13 protein-coding genes are annotated in these 16,121 nt (G+C 67.9%); 4 read left to right on the top strand and 9 right to left on the bottom strand.

Annotated elements, in window-relative coordinates:
* Nucleotides 1–39: 39 nt before the first annotated feature.
* From RHCRD62_RS04085 to RHCRD62_RS04065, 5 genes are read right to left on the bottom strand one after another with little or no spacing between them, the layout of a single operon-like run.
* Nucleotides 40–816, bottom strand: a complete 777-nt coding sequence (locus tag RHCRD62_RS04085; protein ID WP_050063316.1) for an enoyl-CoA hydratase — start codon at nt 814–816, stop codon at nt 40–42.
* Nucleotides 813–1,715, bottom strand: coding sequence for a 3-hydroxyisobutyrate dehydrogenase (mmsB, locus tag RHCRD62_RS04080; protein ID WP_050063315.1), 903 nt, complete (start codon nt 1,713–1,715; stop codon nt 813–815). The genes RHCRD62_RS04085 and mmsB overlap by 4 nt, the downstream gene beginning before the upstream one ends.
* Nucleotides 1,712–2,785: an enoyl-CoA hydratase/isomerase family protein gene (locus RHCRD62_RS04075; RefSeq protein ID WP_050063314.1), complete on the bottom strand. Its 1,074-nt coding sequence runs from the start codon at nt 2,783–2,785 to the stop codon at nt 1,712–1,714. The genes mmsB and RHCRD62_RS04075 overlap by 4 nt, the downstream gene beginning before the upstream one ends.
* Nucleotides 2,782–3,933, bottom strand: coding sequence for an isobutyryl-CoA dehydrogenase (locus tag RHCRD62_RS04070; protein WP_050063313.1), 1,152 nt, complete (start codon nt 3,931–3,933; stop codon nt 2,782–2,784). The genes RHCRD62_RS04075 and RHCRD62_RS04070 overlap by 4 nt, the downstream gene beginning before the upstream one ends.
* Nucleotides 3,934–3,943: 10 nt before the next feature.
* Nucleotides 3,944–5,446 (bottom strand): CoA-acylating methylmalonate-semialdehyde dehydrogenase, encoded by a 1,503-nt coding sequence (locus tag RHCRD62_RS04065; protein ID WP_050063312.1) that lies wholly within the window; start codon nt 5,444–5,446, stop codon nt 3,944–3,946.
* A gap of 510 nt (nt 5,447–5,956) precedes the next feature.
* Between RHCRD62_RS04065 and RHCRD62_RS04060 the strand changes: the two genes are divergently transcribed.
* Nucleotides 5,957–7,408, top strand: a complete 1,452-nt coding sequence (locus RHCRD62_RS04060) for a glutamate/gamma-aminobutyrate antiporter GadC (protein WP_050063489.1) — start codon at nt 5,957–5,959, stop codon at nt 7,406–7,408.
* A complete protein-coding gene (locus RHCRD62_RS04055) occupies nt 7,405–7,851 on the top strand; it encodes a hypothetical protein (RefSeq protein WP_050063311.1) in 447 nt (148 codons plus the stop codon). The genes RHCRD62_RS04060 and RHCRD62_RS04055 overlap by 4 nt, the downstream gene beginning before the upstream one ends.
* Nucleotides 7,852–7,864: 13 nt before the next feature.
* On the opposite strand, the gene RHCRD62_RS04050 is transcribed toward RHCRD62_RS04055, so the two are convergent.
* The gene (locus RHCRD62_RS04050; RefSeq protein WP_084734057.1) at nt 7,865–9,211 is read right to left on the bottom strand and encodes an APC family permease; all 1,347 of its coding nucleotides are present in this window, start codon (nt 9,209–9,211) and stop codon (nt 7,865–7,867) included.
* A gap of 254 nt (nt 9,212–9,465) precedes the next feature.
* On the opposite strand from RHCRD62_RS04050, the gene RHCRD62_RS04045 reads away from it, so the two are divergent.
* Complete coding sequence (locus tag RHCRD62_RS04045; protein ID WP_050063310.1) at nt 9,466–9,714, top strand: three-helix bundle dimerization domain-containing protein; 249 nt, start codon at nt 9,466–9,468, stop codon at nt 9,712–9,714.
* Nucleotides 9,715–9,803: 89 nt separating this feature from the next.
* Here RHCRD62_RS04045 and RHCRD62_RS04040 read toward each other — a convergent pair whose 3' ends face one another.
* Complete coding sequence (locus tag RHCRD62_RS04040; protein ID WP_050063309.1) at nt 9,804–10,514, bottom strand: SWIM zinc finger family protein; 711 nt, start codon at nt 10,512–10,514, stop codon at nt 9,804–9,806.
* 12 nt (nt 10,515–10,526) lie between these two features.
* Nucleotides 10,527–13,340: a DEAD/DEAH box helicase gene (locus RHCRD62_RS04035; RefSeq protein ID WP_084734081.1), complete on the bottom strand. Its 2,814-nt coding sequence runs from the start codon at nt 13,338–13,340 to the stop codon at nt 10,527–10,529.
* 130 nt (nt 13,341–13,470) lie between these two features.
* Between RHCRD62_RS04035 and RHCRD62_RS04030 the strand changes: the two genes are divergently transcribed.
* Nucleotides 13,471–13,788: a hypothetical protein gene (locus RHCRD62_RS04030; protein ID WP_050063307.1), complete on the top strand. Its 318-nt coding sequence runs from the start codon at nt 13,471–13,473 to the stop codon at nt 13,786–13,788.
* A 3-nt stretch (nt 13,789–13,791) separates the two neighbouring features.
* Here the strand turns inward: RHCRD62_RS04030 and RHCRD62_RS04025 are convergent, their stop codons facing one another.
* Nucleotides 13,792–16,119: a sulfatase-like hydrolase/transferase gene (locus tag RHCRD62_RS04025; protein WP_050063306.1), complete on the bottom strand. Its 2,328-nt coding sequence runs from the start codon at nt 16,117–16,119 to the stop codon at nt 13,792–13,794.
* Between the last annotated feature and the right edge of the window lie 2 nt (nt 16,120–16,121).

Raw genomic sequence — 16,121 nt, 5'->3', positions numbered from 1 at the left:
GAGCGCTTCGCGGACCCTCGTCGGTATGGCAGAGGAATGTCAGCCGTTCACGAACTTGGGGGCGCGCTTCTCGACGAACGCCGCCATGCCTTCCTTCTGGTCGGCGGTCGCGAACGTCGAATGGAACACGCGCCGTTCGAACTTCACGCCCTCGGCCAGGGTGGTCTCGAAGGACCGGTTGACGGCCTCCTTCGCCATCCGCGCGATCGGCAGCGACATCGACGCGATGGTGGTGGCAGCCTCCAGCGCAACGGTCTGCAGTTCCGCGACCGGAACGACGCGGGCGACGAGTCCGGCGCGCTCGGCTTCGTCGGCGTCCATGTTGCGTCCGGTCAGGCACAGGTCCATCGCCTTCGCCTTGCCGACGGCACGGGTGAGTCGCTGCGATCCGCCGATGCCGGGGATGACGCCGAGCTTGATCTCCGGCTGACCGAACTTGGCGGTGTCCGACGCGATGATGAAGTCGCACAACATCGCCAGTTCGCAACCGCCGCCGAGCGCGTAGCCCGACACCGCGGCGATGATCGGGGTGCGTACCGACGAGAGCCGATCCCACTGGGAGAAGAGATCTTCCGCGTAGACCTCCGCGAAGGTCTTGGGCTGCATCTCCTTGATGTCGGCGCCCGCCGCGAAGGCCCGCTCCGACCCGGTGAGCAGGATCGCGCCGATCTCGGTGTCCGCGTCGAACGCCTCGACCGCGGCGACCACCTCGGCCATCAACTGGCTGTTCAGCGCGTTGAGCGCCTTCGGCCGGTTCAGCGTGACGACGCCGACGCGACCATTTCGCTCGGTCAGGATGGTTTCGTACTCGCTCACTTGTTTCCCTCGGATCGGGTGCGGATGTCGTTGACGATGGCGGAGAAGTCCAGTCCCCCATTGCCTTCGGCGTTGAAGCGGTGATAGAGCTCGGCCGCACGCAGACCGAGGCCGTCCTCGACCCCGTTGGCGCGCAGCGCGTTCGACGCCAGGCCGAGGTCCTTGTCCATCAGCGCAGCCGCGAAGCCCGGCTGGTAGTCGTTGTTGGCGGGGCTGGTCGGCAGCGGCCCGGGCACGGGGCAGTAGCTGGTCAGGGACCAGCACTGACCGGACGCGTTGGACGCGACGTCGAAGAGCGCCTGGTTCGTCAGCCCCAGCTTCTCGCCGAGCACGAACGCCTCGCTCACGGCGATCATCGAGATGCCGAGGATCATGTTGTTGCAGATCTTCGCGGCCTGCCCGACACCGGAACCACCGCAGTGCACGACCTTCGCGCCCATGACGTCGAGCAGGGGCTTGGCGGAGTCGAAGTCGGCCTCGCTGCCGCCGACCATGAACGCCAACGTGCCCGCAGCCGCACCCGCGACACCGCCCGAAACGGGTGCGTCGACCGCCCGGTGCCCGGCCGCGTGCGCTTTGTCCGCGGCGGCCTTGGCGTCAGCCACGTCGATGGTCGAGCTGTCGACGAACAGCGTGTTCGCCTTGGCCAACGGCAGGATCTCACCGTAGAGGTCGAGGACCAGTTTGCCGTTCGGCAGCATCGTGATCACCACGTCGGCATCCGCGACGGCGGCGGCGGCGGTGTCGGCGACGGTGAGTCCGTCCTTGAACGCCTGTTCCTGTGCCGCGGGGACGGGATCGAACCCGGTGACGTCGTAGCCCGCCTTGACCAGGTTCGCGGCCATCGGGCCACCCATGTGGCCGAGACCGAGGAACGCGACGGTGGGAAGTGTGCTCATGGTCGGACCCCTTCGAGGTCGGGTGCGGCGAGCCCGAGGTCGAGGTCGCCGAGCGGCTGGAAGTAGCGGTCCACGTCGGCCGCGGTGACATCGGCCAGGGTGGCGGGTGCCCACTGCGGGTTGCGGTCCTTGTCGATGACCTGCGCCCGGATGCCCTCGACCAGGTCGTGGGATGCGAGAGCCGCGACGGAGACCCGGAACTCCTCGTTGAGTACCTCTTCGAGGCTGCCGAGTTCGCGTGCCTGACGGAGCGAGCGCAGCGTGACCTTGAGCGCGACCGGCGACTTGCCGAGGATCTGGTCGGCGGCCTTCGCGGCCTCCGGCACGTCGGCTGCCTGCAACCGGGCGACGATCTCCTCGACGGTGTCGGCGGAGTACGCCGCGTCGATCCAGGACCGCTGCGCGAGCAGCGGCGATTCGGGTGCGGGCTGGGCGAACCGGGAGAGAGCGTCCTCCACCGAGACGGACGCGATCGCGGCCACGAACTCCGGCAGCGACTCGGACGGCACGAAGTGGTCGGCGAAGCCGAGCGCGATCGCGTCACCCGCGTTCAGTCGCCCGGTCGTCAGGGCGATGTGGGTGCCGATCTCGCCGGGTGTGCGCGAGAGCAGGTGGGTGCCGCCGACGTCGGGCACGAAGCCGATGCCCGTCTCCGGCATCGCGATCGTCGACCGCTCGGTGACGACGCGGACGCTGCCGTGCGCGGAGATACCGACACCACCGCCCATGACGATGCCGTCCATGATCGCGACGTACGGCTTCGGATACCGGCCGATCGCGGCGTTGAGGACGTACTCGTCACGCCAGAACTCGCGCGATCCGGTGCCTCCGAACTTGGCATCGTCGTGGATCGCGACGATGTCGCCGCCCGCGCACAGTCCGCGCTCGCCCGCACCGTCGACGACGACGGCCGTAACAGTGGGATCCGACTCCCACTCGAGGAGCGCAGCGGCCATCGTCCGCACCATCGCGTGGTTGAGGGCGTTGATCGCCTTCGGCCGGTTCAGGGTCAGTCGCCCGACCCCACCGGACCGTGTGACGAGAACTTCCTGTTCGTCGGCCTGGCTCATACGGTTCCCACCTTTCCCGCAATGACACTGCGGGCGATGACCACCCGCATGATCTCGTTCGTGCCCTCGAGGATCTGGTGCACACGCAGATCCCGGACGATCTTCTCCAGACCGTACTCGGAAAGGTAGCCGTAGCCACCATGCATCTGCAGGGCCCGGTTCGCGACCTCGAAGCCGGTGTCGGTGGCGAATCGCTTCGCCATCGCGCACAGTTCGACCTTGTCCTCGGCGTCGGAGTCGAGCGCGTCCGCGGCTCGCCACAGCAGGGTGCGGGCCGCTTCGAGTTCGGTGCGCATGTCCGCGAGCTGGAACTGAAGAGCCTGTGAATTCACCAGCGGCGCACCGAATGCGCGACGCTCACCGAGATATGCGACGGCCTTCTCCAGTGCGGCCTGCGCACCGCCCACCGAACACGCAGCGATGTTGAGACGACCGCCGTTGAGCCCCGCCATCGCGATGCGGAATCCGTTGCCCTCACCGCCGAGCAGGTTCGCCGCGGGCACCCGGACGGCGTCCATGATCACCTGGCGGGTCGGCTGGGCGTTCCAGCCCATCTTCTTCTCGTTCGCGCCGAACGAGAGCCCGTCGGAGTCCTTCGGAACGATGAACGCCGACACCCCGCGCGCACCGGAGTCCCCGGTCCGCGCCATGACCACGTACACGTCGGAGGCGCCCGCACCGGAGATGAACTGCTTGACACCGGTGAGCAGGTAGTCGTCGCCGTCGCGGACCGCCTTCGTCGACAGGGCCGCGGCGTCCGATCCGGCTCCCGGCTCGGTCAGGCAGTAGCTGCCGAGCCGTTCCATCGAGCACAGGTCGGGCAGCCACTGGTGGCGCTGCTCGTCGGTGCCGTAGGTGTCGATCATCCACGCCACCATGTTGTGGATGGAGATGTACGCGGCGATCGACGGGTCACCGGTCGCGAGCTGCTCGAAGATGCGAACCGAGTCGAGCCGCCGCAGACCCGAGCCGCCCACGTCCTCCCGGATGTAGATGCCGCCCATGCCGAGCGCGGCGGCCTTGCGCAGCACGTCCACCGGGAAGTGCTTGGCCTGGTCCCACTCGATGGCGTTGGGAGCCAGGTACTCGTCGGCGAAGTCGCGGGCGGTGTCGCTGATCGCCCGCTCGTCGTCGGTGAGGGTGAACATCGACTCGCCCCTAGTTCATCGTCGGGATGACGAAGTGGTTGGTCTCTTCCTTCTTGCCGGAGGGCCAGCGCTGCGTGACCGTCTTCGTCTTGGTGTAGAAGCGGAACGAGTCCGGGCCGTGCTGGTTGAGATCGCCGAAGCCGGACCGCTTCCAGCCACCGAACGTGTGGTACGCGATCGGGACCGGGATCGGGACGTTGACGCCGACCATGCCGACGTTGACGCGGGCGACGAAGTCGCGAGCGGTGTCGCCGTCGCGGGTGAAGATCGCGACGCCGTTGCCGTACTCGTGCTCGGTGGGCAGGCGCAGCGCCTCCTCGTAGTCCGCGGCGCGGGCGACGAGCAGGACGGGACCGAAGATCTCCTCCTTGTAGACACGCATGTCGGTGGTGACCTTGTCGAACAGGGTCGCGCCCGCGAAGAAGCCGTCCTCGTGGCCGTCGAGGGTGAACCCGCGGCCGTCGACGACCGCCTCGGCGCCCTCGTCGATGCCGATCTGGATGTAGCTGTTGACGCGGTCGAGAGCGTCCTTGCTGACCAGCGGACCGAAGTCGGCGGCCTCGTCGTCGGAGCGGCCGATCTTCAGCTTCGCCACCCGCTCGGTGAGCTTCGCGACCAGCGCGTCGGCGGTCTCCTGTCCGACCGGGACGGCGACGGAGATCGCCATGCAGCGCTCACCGGCCGACCCGTAGCCGGCCCCGATCAGGGCGTCCGCGACGTCGTCGAGGTCGGCGTCGGGCATGACGATGGCGTGGTTCTTCGCGCCGCCGAAGCACTGCGCGCGCTTGCCGTGCGCGGCCGCGGTCTCGTAGATGTACTGCGCGATCGGGGTCGAGCCGACGAACCCGACGGCCTTGATGCGGTCGTCGGTGAGCAGGACGTCGACGACCTCCTTGTCGCCGTTGACGACGTTGAAGACGCCCGGCGGCAGTCCGGCCTCGAGGAACAGTTCGGCCAGACGCAGCGGCACGGAGGGGTCGCGCTCGGAGGGCTTGAGGATGAACGCGTTGCCCGCGGCGAGTGCCGGGCCTGCCTTCCACAGCGGGATCATCGCGGGGAAGTTGAACGGGGTGATGCCCGCGACGACGCCGAGCGGCTGACGCATCGAGTAGACGTCGATGCCGGTGCCCGCGGACTCGGTGTACTCGCCCTTGAGCAGGTGGGGTGCACCGAGCGCGAATTCGATGACCTCGAGGCCGCGCTGGATGTCGCCCTTGGCGTCGGGGACGGTCTTGCCGTGCTCGGACGAGAGCAGGCGCGCGAGCGAATCCATCTCCGCCTGCGCGAGCTGCAGGAACTTCATCAGGACGCGGGCACGCTTCTGCGGGTTGAACGCCGCCCATTCCCGCTGCGCGGCTTCAGCGTTGGCGATGATGGCCTCGGTCTCGGCCTTGTCCGCGAGCGGCACGCGGGCCTGGACCTGACCGGTGTTGGGGTCGTAGACGTCGCCGAACTTGCCGGAAGTACCGGGGACGCGCTTGCCGTCGACGAAGTGGGTGAGTTCCTGAACCATTTTTCCTGTCCTGACCGATCGAAGACCAACTGCGGACTCCGCGCCCGGTCCCGGGCACGGCTGAACGTCTCGAATATGTCGCTCATCCTATAGTTGGATGTCCATGTATGTCTAGGGGTGAGTCCCCTGTAACCGATGTCGGCGGGCCCTCCGCAGTCCATCGCAAGGCTCCACCGGCCCCCGATCATGGCGAGAACCCGTGCCCGCACTCAACGCGTCACGTTCACCTAATCGAAACCGGATCGCGGCAGTGTTTCCGTCGCGCGTGTCGCCTGCGGGGTGGGAAAATGTCGACGCTGATCCGGGTTGTTCGCCGCTCCTCGAGGCGGCGAGTGCCGTTCGACGTGTTTCGCTCGTGTCGTCGGTGAAAGGTCAAGACAGTGACGAGAACCTGTTTCGACATCGCACGACCCAGCCTCCATCCCGGGTCTCGGCGCATCTCCCCCGGTTGCCGGGGCCGAGGCCGGAGGCCGATCTCGGGACGATCCCATCGCGAGGACGGTGATCGGGATGAGTGACACCCAGGTTCCGTCGGAGTCGGTCCCCACCGGGGGTCGACCGCCCGCAGTGACATGGATTTCGTGGATCGCCCTGGCGCTCATGACAACCAGTTCGGTTGCCAGCCTTCGGCCGTCCCCGACGATGGCGGTCTACGGACTCGCCTGCGTCTTCCTGTACGTGGTGCCGGCGATCGTCTTCCTGCTCCCCACCTCACTGGTCTCGGCGGAGTTGGCCTCGGGCTGGAGCGGCGGTGTCTACAACTGGGTCGCCCTCGGAATCTCCAAACCCATGGGCTTCCTGGCCGTGTGGTGCCAGTTCGCGATGACGATCTTCTACTACCCGAGCCTGCTCGGATACGTCGCAAGCACCCTCGCGTACGTCATCAACCCGAGCCTGGCGAACAACGGCGTGTGGACCGCGTTGGTCATCATGATCGCCTACTGGGCCGGCGTGTTCATCTCCTCCCGCGGAACGAAGGGGGTGGCCGGGCTGGCCAGCGGCGGACTGATCATCGGCACCCTCGTTCCCGGGGCACTGCTGGTCATCCTCGGCATCGTCTTCCTCGGACAGGGAAACCCGTCGGCAGCACCGATGACCGCGGACAACCTGCTGCCCGCCTGGGCCGGAATCGCCAGCCTGGTCCTGATCGTGAACAACTTCCTGTCCTACTCGGGCATGGAGATGAACGCGGTGCACGTCTCGTCGCTGCGGAATCCGGCCAAACAGTTCCCCCGGGCGATGTTCTTCGCGATGGCGTTGGTGCTGCTGATCTTCATCCTGCCCGCACTTGCCATCAGCTGGGTCGTCCCGGCCGAGCAACTGTCCCTGACCGCAGGAGTGATGCAGGCGTTCGATGCGGTGTTCGCCCAATTCGGCTGGCAGTGGCTCACTCCGGTGATCGGCATCATGCTGGTGACGGCCTCGCTCGGAGGAATGCTGACCTGGCTCGCCGGGCCGTCGAAGGGCCTGCTGCTCATCTCCCGCCAGGAAGGTTATCTGCCACCATTCCTTCAGCGGGTCAACAAGCAGGGTGTGCAGCAGAACATCCTCGTCACCCAGGGGCTCGTCACCACCGTCATCGCGCTGCTGTATGCCTTCATCCCCGACGTGTCGAGCGCGTACTGGATCTTCTCGGTGATCACCACGCAGTTGTACCTGATCATGTACCTGCTCATGTTCGTCGCCGCTGTCCGGCTCCGCCGCAAGTTCCCCGACCACCCGCGCGGCTACCGGGCCCCGATGCTCGTCGGGCTCTGCGGAGTCGGGTTCGCGGCGTCCCTGGCCGCACTGCTCATCGGATTCGTTCCGCCCTCCCAGTTCGGCGGTGGCAATGCAGGGGTCTACTTCCTGTTCGTCGCCGCAGGCGCTCTGGGGCTCGGTCTCCTGGTGCCCTTCCTGTTCTACCGACTGCGCAAGCCCTCCTGGAAGCAAGCAGAGTCGACGGAAGGGAGCCCGTCATGACGACCGACACCGAATTCTCGCCACCCAGCGAGCGAGCAGCGCTGTACATCTCGGTCGGCGTCATCATTCTCGTCCTGCTGATCATCGCGCTACTGACCTATAGCGCAGCGGAATCCTCTCAGCAGGCCGACGACAAGGCGGACCAGCTCACCTCCGAACTCCAGGCGGCAGGCCTGACCGCTCCGTCGCACGATCAGATCGTCCGGGTGCTCGGGGACGACGGCGGTGCGGTGTGCGAGAACCCGAACGGGTCCCTCTCGCGAGCCACGCTCGCGGCGCAGCTGGCCAACGGTTCGGGCGGACCCGGAACCCGCCCGGTCATCGCCGACAGCCGATTGCTGCAGGGACAGCTCCTCGTGATCAAGACCTACTGTCCCGACGAGCTCGCAGACTTTCAGCAGTTCGTCGACGAACTCAAGACCGCAGGCGTCGTGAAGAACTGAGCAGGGCAGACGGTCATGCGCGGCGCGCTCGTAGCCGATCCCAGACCAGTTCGAGGATCGCAGCCAATGCCAGGATCGCCACCATGCCTGCGAACGTCTGCGGCGAGGTCCGCAGGGTCTGCACTGCGAACACGGCGAGGACGACCGCGGTCAGCACGATGCCCACGACCAGGATCGACGTGTTGGCCCCGATGTCCTTCCTGAGCCGGAATGCGCCGATCGACGTCACCATGAAAATCGCCAGGGCCACCACACTCCCGAGCGACGCGATCGCCGTCAGATCGACGAACAGGGACAACAGCATGATCAGCGCGGCCGTGATGACCAGCCCACCCGTGGCCCCGAACCGAACAGACCTGCCGAATACCGGTGGGAACGAACCGGACTCGGCCAGTTTGGCGGTCGAACCGACCGCCGCGTAGAGGTTGGCATTCGCAGAAGACGAGGTCGCGAGGAGCGCCGCGAAAGCCATGATGGCGAACCCGGCGTCTCCGAGCGCGGGCTTGGCCGCGACGGCGAGGGCGGTCTCACCGTTGGCGATCACCTCGTCCACCGTCAGTGTGCCGAACACGCCGATCGAGATCAGGACGTAGAGGGCGATGGTGATACCCAGCGCCAGGTACATCGCGCGCGGCAGGTTCCGGCTCGGATTTGGCAGATCGCCGCCGGTGAAGCTGACCACGGTGAAGCCGAGGTACGCGAAGAAGGTCAGCGCCACACTAGAGACGATGTCCACCGCCGGCGGATACGTGGAGCGGGCCAGCAGAGCAGGATCGACCTGCGCGAGCGTGACGACGACGAAGACCGCGAACACCGCCAGCAGGAGCACGACGATCGTGGTCTGGACGCGGTCGAGGAGTTTCGTACCGACGATGTTGACCGCGGCCACCACGACGACAACCGCAGCCGTGAGGATCCTGCTCCACGCCACGGAGTCGTCGAAGAGGAGCGCAGCGCCGTAGCTGCCGAACGACACGGCAACCATGGCGGTGACGATGACGGCGGCAAAGTAGAGCAGCCATGAAGCGATCGCAGTGGTGTGACCACGACCGTAGGCCTGCAGCAGGAAGGTCACGATGCCACCCGAGGACGGGTACCGCGCACCCAGCTTCGCCACGGCGTATCCCTGGAGGGTCGCAACGATCCCCGCGACGAGGAACGAGACCCACACCGCAGACCCGGCCACCGCTCCGGCTTCCCCGAGGAGAGCGAAGATCCCCGCACCGACCATCGAGCCGACGCCGAGGAACGCGGCTCCGCGGACGGTCATCGCCTTCGACGCATCGCTCGCCTCTCGACCGCCGAGACGATCGGCCCCGTCGCCGATGCCGCCAGGCCCATCGGAACCCTGGCTGTCCATACCCATCATTTTCCCCGTTCCCGCTCATCGTGGGCCGAACTTCGACGGATCTTTCGCAGCGGCGGCTGTCGAAGCAGGCGGGCCGATCGACGCGTCACCGTGGCGACCGGACCCGTCCCCTTTCCCACGACCGATCGGTCCCGTGCACGACCCCCTCACGCGCCCACCTATTGTCCGGCGCCGTCGATCAAATGTCCTGTTGTCGAGACCGTTTCGTTCTTGACCCCCCCTTGCCTGCCGCGGACCATGAGGTGATGACGGGCGACAACGAGATGATCGAGATCGAGCGGATCATCGGCCGGATGATTGCCCGGTACCCCGAGCTTCCGCCCGATACCGTCGAGCACACGGTGTTGGCGATCTACGGACGACTCGAGGGTGGCCGCATCCGCGACTACATCCCACTCCTGGTCGAGAAGGCCGCTCGCAAGGCCCTGACCGAACCCCGGACGTCCACGGCGCACCTCGAGACCGGACTCCAACCGACTCCCGTCCCGCACTGACACCGGCATTCCGCTGACGCGCCGGAGCAACTCGTCCACCTGGGTTGCCGCGCGGAACGCTGCACTCGGGTTGTCGCGCTGGTCGACGCCTAATCGCCGGCCAACGCCCGATACAGCGCGTCGAGGTCTCGGACGGCTCGGCGGGCAGCGTCCTCGTCGGGGGTGATCGCCCGCAGCGCGGCACGCAGGTGCACCGGGTTGAGGTCCTGCGTCGCCGGCACGACCGCGGGCCGCGGCAGTGCGGGGAGCACGGCGTCGTCGCCGAACCAGTCCGCCGTGTCGTCGTCGACCTCGACGCCCTGGTCCACCCCGCCGATCAGGGTGTCGAGGTCGATTCCCCGCAGGGTGAGCAACAGCGTCGGATCGTCCTCCAACCGATCCGCGATGACCGTGACCAGCGCCGCCGCGTGCCTGCACGGCCAGCCCTCGTCGGGGCACGTACAGCCGAAGTCGACGTCCGACGAACCGGACGGCAGCAGCAGCTCGCCGAGTTCGAGAGGCATCGTGCCGCCCGCGACGGCGGCGAGCACCCCGGGCGTCCCCCGTACCCGCCCCACGACCGCGTCGATCGCCTCCCCGTCCAGGACACGCACCGTGACGGTCGCCGTGAACGGCTCGTTCTGGCTGCCCTGCACCTCACCGATCACCAGTCCCGGCGCGACGCGGAACGACAGCACCTGCCCGGCCCGCACGTGACTGCGGCCACGACCCAACCGCGCACCGCCGGAAGACTTCTCGACGGCCGCCGTCAGCGCGCGGCCCCAGCCCTCGCCCGCGCCGCGCCGCGCCACCCGTCTCACTCGCCCACCGCCCTATTCACCGACCGCATCGTCGCCGAGCATCATCAGCGCGGCCAACTCGTTGTCGCTCATCTCGGTGATCCACTTCTCCCCGACGCCGACCGCGAGATCCGCGAGTTCCGCCTTGCCGGTGAGCATCGCGTCGATGCGCTCCTCCAAGGTACCGACGCACAGCAGCTTGCGGACCTGCACGTCTCGCCGCTGACCGATGCGGAACGCGCGGTCGGTGGCCTGATTCTCGACGGCAGGGTTCCACCAGCGATCCAGGTGTACAACATGATTCGCTGCCGTCAGATTCAAACCGGTGCCACCGGCCTTGAGGGAGAGCAGCATGACCGGCGACGGCGACCCGTCGCGCTGGAAGTCGCGGACCATCTCGTCGCGCGCGGTCCGCGCCACCCCACCGTGCAGGAACGGCACCTCCACCCCGAACCGTTCCGCCAGGTAGGGGGCCACGATCGACCCGAACTCACGGAACTGCGTGAACAGCAGTACCCGCTCGCCGTCGGCCAGAACCGACTCGACGATGTCCTCGACCAGCGCGAGCTTCCCCGAGCGGTGCCGACCGCGGCGGATCGCGGGCGAACCGTCCGCCAGGAAGTGCGACGGGTGGTTGCACACCTGCTTGAGCCTGGTCAGCGCAGCGAGCACGACGCCCTTACGTGCGCGCGGATTGTCCGTGTCCCGCAGGCGCCGCGTCATGTCGTCGAGCACCCCGCGATACAGACCCGCCTGCTCGGCGGTGAGATTGGCCCGCACCGTCATCTCGAACTTCTCGGGCAGGTCCGCGATCACCGTCGGATCCGTCTTGACCCGCCGCAGCACGAACGGCGACGTCACCGCCTTCAGCCGCGCCAACGCGCCCTCGTCCTGCAGTCGTTCGATCGGCACGGCGAACCGAGCCCGGAACTGCTGCGGCGACCCGAGCAGGCCGGGGTTGGCGAAGTCGAGGATCGACCGCAGTTCCTCCAATCGGTTCTCGACGGGGGTGCCGGTGAGCGCGAGACGATGCCGCGCAGGGATGGCACGCACTGCCCGCGACTGCGCCGTCGCCGCGTTCTTCACGTGCTGGGCCTCGTCGAGAACAACTCTCCCCCAGCCTGTTTCCCGCAGCATCTCGACGTCGCGCGCCGCGACCGCGTAGGTCGTGACCACCAGGTCCGACCCGGCGACCACAGCCGCGAACCCGTCGCCGCGCAACCGGGCGGGACCGTGGTGGACGTGCACCCGCAGTCCCGGCGTGAACGACGCGGCTTCGCGCTGCCAGTTCCCCACCACCGACATCGGGCACACCAGCAGGGTCGGCGCCACGGTGCCTGCACGCTCCCGCTCGTGCGCCAGCAACGCCAGCAACTGCACCGTCTTCCCGAGCCCCATGTCGTCGGCGAGAATCCCGCCGAGCCCGAGATCGCTCATGAACGCGAGCCACTCGAGGCCGCGCTGCTGGTACGGGCGCAGCGTCGCGTTCAGTCCGTGCGGCGTCGGAACGGGATCGGGACGCGACGCACCACCGAGCAGCGCCGACACCCACCCGGTCGAGGTGATCGCGTCGACGGGGACCGGCGGCGGGTCGGCCGCCGTCAACAGCGCCAGCAGCCCGCCGAGCGTCGAGGCATCGCCCAACTCGTGGGCGCCGACATACTTCGCTGCCTTCGCGAGCGCCGCGCCGTCCGCCTGCACCCACTGCCCCCGAAGCTGCACCAGGTCCGCCGCCGACCGAGCCAGCCGCTCGATCTCGGTGGCCGTCAGTACCAGGTCGCCGATGGCGAGTTCCCAGTTGTAGGACAGCAGTTGGTTCATCCCGACGTCGCGTTCATCGGTGTCGAGGAGCACGGGCGGGCTGGCGACTGCCAACCGCAGCGACGGCGCCGCCACCACCCACGCCCGCGGCAGCAGCAGCGTCACGCCCGACGCCGCCAGCGCCCGCGCCCCGTGCGCCACCAGGTCCATGACCACCGCGAGCGGCAGCAGCAGATCGAGTCCGTCGGGATCCGACGGAACCGCGCGCAGTCGCGGGTACGCCTCCATCGCCTTCCCGAGCAGCCGCAGGGCCACCCGCAGCCCCTCGGGGTCCGAGTGGCGGACCGGCATCGGCGCCTCCCCCGAGGGTCGCAGGCACACTTCGAGACGCCACAGCAGTACATCCGAGCCCGGCTCGGCGAGGTCGTCGGATTCGTCCGGCTCCACTAGCCGCAGGACGAGGTCCGGTTCCTCCACGGCAAGCGATTCACGCCACCGCTCGAGCCGTGACTCCGCGACTGCGACACCCCGGATCGGTCCGTCCTCGGGCTCCGGGATCGGCGTGTCGGTCAGCAACGCGTGCAGCATCGGGTGGTCGCTGTCGCGGCCGCCGAGCCGGTCGCGCACGATCGGATCGGTCAGCGCGAGGACGAAGTCGTCGAGGGCCTGCCTGCCTCCGGCGCGGCGAAGCATCCCCGGCATCGCGGCGCCAAGTTCCGCGAGCCACGCCCGCTGCCGATCGCCGCCGAGCAGCCGCCACCGCACCCACCACCGGCCGTCCTCGCGTCCCAGTTCGGGGACCACCCGGCCCGCCTCCGCCCAGCGTCGGATGCCGCGCGCGACATGGACGAGGTAGCGCAGGTCGCCGGGCAGCCGGGGGTCCGCCGCGGGCAGGTCGAGGAGCAGCGATGCGGCATCGGCAGGCGCGAGCGCCAAAGCAGGCACCGTGGTCTCGGAGAGGCCACCGAGCGCGTCGGGCACGGTGACGGTCACGCGATGCCGGAACCGCCGTCCGAGCAACCCGGGCAGCGGCGACGGCAGACCGTCATGGTCGTGCGGCGCATCGGAGGCAGCGGTCCACAGCATCAGCCCCGAGCCGGGAGACCACACCGCATGCACCACCGGACCATCCAACCACCCGACTCGGACAGCCTGGCTTCACGGCGCCGACCAGCGGAATAATGGGCGTCGACACCGTTCGCAGACGGGAGGTTCGATGACCATCCTGATCCAGGTGCTCGAACAGGGGTACTCGCTCAGCACCCCGTGGGAGCAACGCAAATACCAGTACGTCGACGTCGCCCACATCCTCGGGATGCGGCTCGACGGGAACAAGGGTGTGTGGCTGGACATGTCCCGGCCCGGCGAATCCCATCAGCTTGCGCTGGCACCGACCGCGGAGGACGCGATCCTCTTCATGCTGAAGGCGTTCGACGCCGTCGCCACCTGCCGGCAGCAGGGCGGTTCGTGGATCGTCGGGCACGACGGGACCGAATACGGCTCGATCGCCGCGACCCGCTTCCCCCTGCCCTGACCGTCAGACGTACTCGACGACGACGGTCTCGATGGTGCCCTCGAACGGGAACGGTGCCCGGTCGAAGTAGTCCAGCGACACCGGCGAACCCAAGCAGGTGCCGATGTCGAGGCAGTCGTTGGCGGTGAAGAGCAGCGGCGCGCTCACCGGCACCGTGGACCGACCCACCTCCTGCCCGTCGACCGACAGCACCACGTCGAGCGGACCACCCGGCCGCTCCTGCGCGTACACCGTCGACACCTCGACGGTGTGGGCACCGGGGACGATCGGCTGCGCGGATCGGATCTTGGTCCGCATGAGAATGAAAAGGTTGTACTCGAAGCAGAGGTAGCCGTCGTCGAGGTAGCAGGTCAAGCCACCGCCGTTGCCACCGAGTGCGTACAGGACACCCGAACCGGACTCCGGGACCGTCAGTTCGATCGTCACCCGATTGTTCTTGTTGCCCAGCGCCGGAGCGCAGAACTCGGGCATGCGGGTGACGTCACCGGTGAACCGCCAACTCGTGTACGGGGTGGAGATGCGCTGCTCCGGATGCATCGCGACCACCCACAGCCCGCCACCGACGGGCAGGACCTTGTTCTTGGCCGCCTCGATCGCGAACAGTTCACGCAACTGCGCCAGCTTCTTCGGATGCTCGTCCGCGAGGTCGTTGTTCTGCGTCCAGTCCTCGTCGAGGTGGTAGAGCTCCCACGTGTCGTCGTCGGGGTTCCAGTCGTGGATGCCTGCGGGCATACCTGTCGCCCACGGGGCGCGCGGTCCGAACGCGGACGCCATCCAACCGTCGTGATAGATCGCCCGACTACCCATGATCTCGAAGTACTGGGTTGTCTTGCCCGCCTTCGCGTCCCGATCGACGAGCGTCGCCGCGAAACTGGCACCGTCGATCGGGTCCTGCGGAATGCCGTGCACCATCCGCGGCGGCGTGATGCCGAGCAGGTCGTACAAGGTCGGCACGAGATCGTTGCAGTGCAGGAACTGCGTTCGCGGAACTGGGTCCGGTGCGACCTTTTCGGGCCAGCGGACGACCATCGGGTTCCGCGTCCCACCGAGGTGCGAGGCGAGGAGCTTCATGCCCTTGTACGGCGTACTCCCCGCCCACGCCCACCCCGCGTGATACATGTTGTCGGTCTTCGGGGAGCCGAGGACATCGAGTCCGCCGAGTTCCTCCAATGCCGCGATGTGTTGAGCCGTGGTGGTCGGAATGCCGTTCTGGGCGAGCAGTTCGCTGATCGTGCCGTTCTGCCCCTCGCCCGACGAGCCGTTGTCACCCCAGATGTAGAGAACCAGCGTGTTGTCCCGGTAGCCGAGGCTGTCAAGTTCGTCGAACAGGCGCCCCACCTGCACGTCGCAGTGCTCGGCGAAACCCGCGGCGACCTCCATCAATCGCCGCTGGAACGGCTTCTCGTCCTCGGGGATGTCGTCCCACGCCGTCATCGTCGGGTCACGATCGGTCAGTTCGGATTCCGGCGGAATCCAGCCCGCCTCCTTCGCCCGCGCGAAAACCCTCTCGCGGTAGGCGTCCCAGCCGTCGTCGAACTTGCCGGAATAGCGGTCCGCCCACTCCTTCATGATGTGGTGCGGACCGTGCAGGCAGCCGCTGGCCCAGTACATGAAGAACGGCCGGTCCGCGTCGAGGGCCTTGTGCCTGCGGAGCCACCCGATCGCGTCGTCCGCGAGGTCCTCGCTGAGGTGATAGCCCTCCTCCGGCGTCTTCGGCGGCAGCACGACCGTGGTGTTGCGGACCAGATGCGGTTCGTACTGGGACGCCTCCCCGGCGAGGAAACCGTAGAAGTAGTCGAAGCCGACACCGGTGGGCCAGTTGTCGAACGGTCCGGCCGCCGTCGTCTCCTCGGCGGGAGTGTTGTGCCACTTACCGAACGCGGCCGTCGTGTAGCCGTACTGCCGCAGCACCTCGGCACCGGTCGCGCTCGACTTCGGAATGTGGCCGGAGTACCCGTCCCAGTCGTTGGCGAGTTCCGCGATCTGGCCGTTCCCGACCCGGTGATGGTTCCGACCGGTGAGCAGTGAGGCTCGGGTAGGTGAGCACATCGCGGTGGTGTGGAAGCGGTTGTAGCTGACGCCCTCCCCCACCATCTGCGACAGCGTCGGGGTGTTCACCTCGCCGCCGAACGCGCTCGGCAGACCCGGGCCCGCGTCGTCGATCAGGACGACCAGGACGTTCGGCGCGTCGTCGGGCAGCCGCCGCGACTTCGACCGCGGGCTGTACACCGACTCCTGCATCGTGCGACCCGCGACGCTCCCCGACGGTGTCGGCGGGAAGGGAAGCGAGTCGCCGCCCGGTATCCGCTCTCCCCTGACGTCACCGTTCACGT

This window comes from Rhodococcus sp. RD6.2 (genome assembly GCF_001040705.1).
Taxonomy (GTDB): domain Bacteria; phylum Actinomycetota; class Actinomycetes; order Mycobacteriales; family Mycobacteriaceae; genus Rhodococcus_G.
Note: the sequence above shows the minus strand (reverse complement) of the source record. Positions and strands in the feature narration are given on the sequence as shown.